Here is a 4595-nt window from a genome sequence, read left to right on the forward strand (position 1 = left end):
CAGCACGATCAGAGGAAAGAGCCGTGAATTAAAGACAAGAAGGGTCTGTTTTTCGGCCGACTTGGATTTTTTGAACCTCAAGCAGCGAGGGCCTCAAAAATCGGTGGGTACTTCAGACCTTCCTTAAAGGCCGGATACCATTGGCTGCAATATTTTTTAGAAAGTTCGTGGCTTCTTCTTTTGTTTTTGCATATATAGCTTGCACTAGCGGAGAATAAACATCGTGGTACCATTGGTCTACATCAGCTCTATCAGGTAATATTCTACAGAGTAAATCTTCGTACAGTGTATCGTCTCCTGCATATCCAGCATTATCTATCAACTTAACAAAGCGCTTAAGCAGGTCTGTGCGATGTAATAGAATGCAGAGGCCTATAATTTGAACGCACTCCTCGTACTCGTGTGGCCAATCGTCTATTGCAAGTGGTGAAACTTCAGGAGATTGCTCAGATAAGGCTAGTGCCGCCTGCCGGATTTCATATTTTTCAACTAGATGTTCAAGCTGAGGAATCAACGAGGATGTTTCTTCGCCTGCTGTATACATCGCCATTAGCTTTCGAAGTGCTAAACGTTGAGAAAACCTTGAGCGAAGTGTTGCTTCACCTTCGGATGTGTCGGACTTGAATTTGGTTGTTTTTAAGATTTCATTAGCTTCGGCGTGCTCTCTCAAGAAATTCTCGTAGTGGGCATCACTGAAGAGTTTTTGTCTTTTCTGCATATATTAATTCCTAAACTTGGCTGCAACGGCAAGTCACTGTAGAGCAACAGCCCATATCTCTAATATAAATGTGTTTTCTGTATGTTTTGCTCAGCACCGAAAAATAAGCGCTGAGCGAACGATTTATTCTTCTCCTGACCAATACCAGAGTGTATCGCCCCAGCGGGAGTCGGTGAAGTCAGGAAAGATTTCACCCTGTTGAAAATGTCTGCGAGAGTTTTCCTAGGCTGGCGTAAACCAAAAACCTGTTTTGCTACAAGGTTGGCCCGCTTCAATGCGGTTGATGGTGTTATTTTTATCTGAAGTAGTATGGCCTCGTGCGTATTCAACAAGATCCTTTGGATAAACCATATGGTTAATCTTGCGATCATCTATGCCGTATAGAAACGCTACAGCACCTGCCTCGAACGCCCAGTATCCAACATAGCTTCCTTCGTCACCCTGCAGATGAGAGTCGTGCCAAGGAGCTTGTTTAAATGCCGGGTACCATTCTTTGCAATATTCCGTCAACAGATCAGATGCTTCGTCTTTTTCATCTGCGTAGATGGCCTGAAGAAGAGGCGTATAAACTTCGTGGTACCAGTCGTCAATGTCTTCTCTGTCGGGGAGTACTTTACAGAGAAGATCCTCATGCAAAGCATCTTGACCGTTGTAGCCTGCTTTATCAAAGAGTTCGACGAATCGCTTTAGTAGATCTGTGCGGCGCAGCAGAATGCATAAACTAATTACTTGAACACACTCTTCGTACTCGTCTAGCCAGTCGTCAATGGCAAGAGGCGATATATCTACTATATTTTCAGATAGAGATAGTTTTTTCTGGCGGTTCTCATAGTGTGTAATGAGTTCTTCGAGAAGCGGTGTTAACGAGGTTATTTCTAATCCGGCGGTGTACAAGATGAACAGTTTCTTTAAGGCTACGTTTTTGAAGTGCGTAGCTCTTAATGAGGCTTCTTGCTCTGGAGTGTCTGACTCGAATGTGTTGTTCGCCCAGAACTCTTTGGTTTCGTCGCTGTAATCGCGAAAATCGAAATATCTGGCCTCGGTTAAAAATTCTTGTCTTCCGTTCATAGTAGAGTTTTCACCCAAGGGTAAAAATTAGTATTGCCGATATTTTTCAGTGAAATGCTTTCAACTTGCTTTGACTTGGTTTTTATTTTAGTAATGTGCAGAATGGTTCTGACACTATATCCAAGTGTGTTTTTCGCTCTCTTGCATTCTTCGCTCAGCGCCGGAAAATTAGCGCCGAGCGAACGGTAGAGCAGCTTATTCTTCGCCAGACCAATACCAGATCGTGTCGCCCCAAGCAGAATTATCAAACTTTGGCATGATTTCTCCTTGGTTGAAGTAACGGCGAGAATCGTTTTGAGCGGGAGTGAACCAAAAGCCTGACTTTATGCACGGTTTTCCCGCGTCCACTCGAGATGTTTGCGAGGAGCTTGATGATTGATAGTTTCTAGCATATTCGACTAAATCTTTAGGGTAGACCATATGACTGATCTTACGATCATCTATTCCGTACAGAAAAGCGACAGCAGCGGCTTCGAAAGCCCAATACCCAACATAGTTTCCATCATCATCTTCTATGTCTAAGTGGCTATCATGCCAGTTGGTTTGTAGTTTTCCGAACGCGGGGTACCATTCTTTGCAGTATTCAAGTAGCAGGTCGCTCGCTTCTTTTTCGTCATCAGAGTAAATTGCTTTCACTAGCGGCGAATAAAGTTCGTGATACCATTCATCAAGATCTGACCGTCCAGGAAGAATTTTGCGCAGAAGATCTTCGTATAAAGTATCTTCGTGTGCATATCCTGCGCGATCAATCAAGTTGACAAAGCGGATAAGTAAATCTTTTTGATGCAGTAATATGCATAGGCTGATAACTTGGACACACTCTTCATATTGCTCAGGCCAATCATCTATTGCTAATGGTGAAATGTCAGGTTCGCCGTCTTCCAAAGCTAGAGCATTCTGATAGATTTCATAGCAAGTTATAAGCTTTTCTAGCCTTGGGAGTAGCGTTTCTATTGGTTCCCCTGCGGTATAGCTTATCAGTAGTGCATTGAATGCAGAATCTTTAAAGTAGCCTGTGCCAAGAGCCTTTTCCTGTGCAGGGTTATCCGCCTGCATGGTTTCATTTTCCCAGCGGGATTCTGTTTCGTCATAAAGTTTTATGGATTTTTGATAGTAAGAGTCGAAAATGAATTTTTGGCGTCTGTTCATGCTGGTATTCTAGCCTCTTCTTTTAATACGTCCAAATTCCCATATTTTTTTCGTAATGAGGCTAATCGTTTATTAACGGCCTCTCTTACTTCCTCCTCGCCATAATGAAACCCGTCGTGATCGCGGTGAGTTTCTTCATGTGAACTTGCCAGCTGAGCGTCAGCATGCGCTTTGGGGCTGAGGCTCTTATGATAAAGAGGAGTGAAAAATAAGTGGCGAGTATAGGACTTCATGATGCTTTCTCGTAGTTCAATATTTTTTATCGCCAATGGTAGCTTTGATGTTATCCAAACGCGACTCATCTGAACTATGTGTTTCTTTGACTTTTCATCTGTTTTTTTATTGTTTTTGCCACTCGGAATGTTCTTGTCGTTAGTAGCTTTTGCATTGTCACTTGAGGTTTTTCCGCCTGATTTACCACCGTATTTTCCGCCAGCTTTTCCACCTGCCTTTTGTTTGGCGGGTTTATTCTGATCTGCGTCATCCGTAATCGGTTCGAGAAGTTCAGAAGGATCCAGAACCCCGGAAAGTCCTAGCTTGGAAGCAATCTTTGGTTTTGAACCTTCAATTTTTTGCAGAAACTTAGGCGCGTCTTCCCGCTTGCTAGCTTTCGCTTCAACTATAGCGAATTTTTTATTATTGTTTGTACTTGGGTTCGCTCGCCAGATGGAGTCGATTCCGGTTCCATTTGCCCCATCTGTAAGTTTGTATAGAACATGTCTAGCCTTGGGGTTGCCACCTTTTGACAACTTTCCAAGCGTATCGCCGTTCGGTTTCCCGTCCAGCCATTTGCCTTCTGAACCTTTATCATGACCGTCCCACTTTTTTCCCCAGCCAAATTTCTCTGCGCATATATAGTCTGCGATATGCTCTCCGCACACACCTAAGCCCTCGTTGAGGATGTCTGCGGTGGCAACGGCTAGCTTCGTGTTAGCAGGCTGGTTGGAGTGAGCGGAACTTGGACCGTCTTTGCCATTTTTTGCTACGGTCGCGTCCTTGCCAGCAGGTTTTTCTACCCTCTTGGGGTGGGTAGATCCTGAAGATAATGCGGAACTATTACGTTGCATCCCTTTCCATTTTGTTAAGCGCCTTTCCACAATGCCGATCATTTCTGGCATGTTGTCGCGAGCGGTCGCGAGTACGGTGACAACTGCGGATTGAGCCCAGTTGGGCAGGCTTTGGAAAGCTGAAGAACCTTTTACCGCGCTAATGATGTCGTCAAGTTCACCTCGGAGCTTCGACGCGTTGAATACTTCTTTTAGCAACTCCTCCGGACTTGTCTTGATACCACACTCTTGCAATACAAAACGCAACAAATCAAATAGAACCGGGGCATAACGCTGAGGATCTTTATTGACTATGCGCATGCTTTTTTTCAGACCATCACCTGGTCCAGGAATCCAGCCGATAACTGCAAGGAGTAAATCAAATTTTGCTTCATCTTTACCGTCTGCAGTTTCCGCATTGTAGAGGACGATAGAGGACTCTACTGTGTCGTACGCGTCGATCGCTTGACCTAGAAAGGGTACGGCTCCTAAGGAAGGTCTGAAGTACCCACCGATTTTTGAGGCCCTCGCTGCTTGAGGTTCAAAAAATCCAAGTCGGCCGAAAAACAGACCCTTCTTGTCTTTAATTCACGGCTCTTTCCTCTGATCGTGCT

3 protein-coding genes and 1 pseudogene are annotated in these 4595 nt (G+C 44.4%); all 4 read right to left on the reverse strand.

What is annotated here, in order from left to right:
- Window positions 1-112: 112 nt before the first annotated feature.
- On the reverse strand, window positions 113-718 hold the full coding sequence (locus IEQ42_RS27090) for a PoNe immunity protein domain-containing protein (protein ID WP_228732053.1): 606 nt from the start codon (window positions 716-718) through the stop codon (window positions 113-115).
- Window positions 719-841: 123 nt separating this feature from the next.
- Window positions 842-1786, reverse strand: a pseudogene (locus tag IEQ42_RS27095) (PoNe immunity protein domain-containing protein).
- 195 nt (window positions 1787-1981) lie between these two features.
- Entirely contained in the window at window positions 1982-2935 is a 954-nt protein-coding gene (locus IEQ42_RS27100; protein ID WP_210706180.1) for a PoNe immunity protein domain-containing protein, read from the reverse strand.
- Window positions 2932-4302, reverse strand: a complete 1371-nt coding sequence (locus IEQ42_RS27105) for a hypothetical protein (protein ID WP_228732054.1) — start codon at window positions 4300-4302, stop codon at window positions 2932-2934. Before IEQ42_RS27105 ends, IEQ42_RS27100 begins: the two co-directional genes overlap by 4 nt.
- Between the last annotated feature and the right edge of the window lie 293 nt (window positions 4303-4595).

This window comes from Pseudomonas iridis (genome assembly GCF_017980685.1).
In the GTDB taxonomy this organism is placed as follows: Bacteria; Pseudomonadota; Gammaproteobacteria; order Pseudomonadales; family Pseudomonadaceae; genus Aquipseudomonas; species Aquipseudomonas iridis.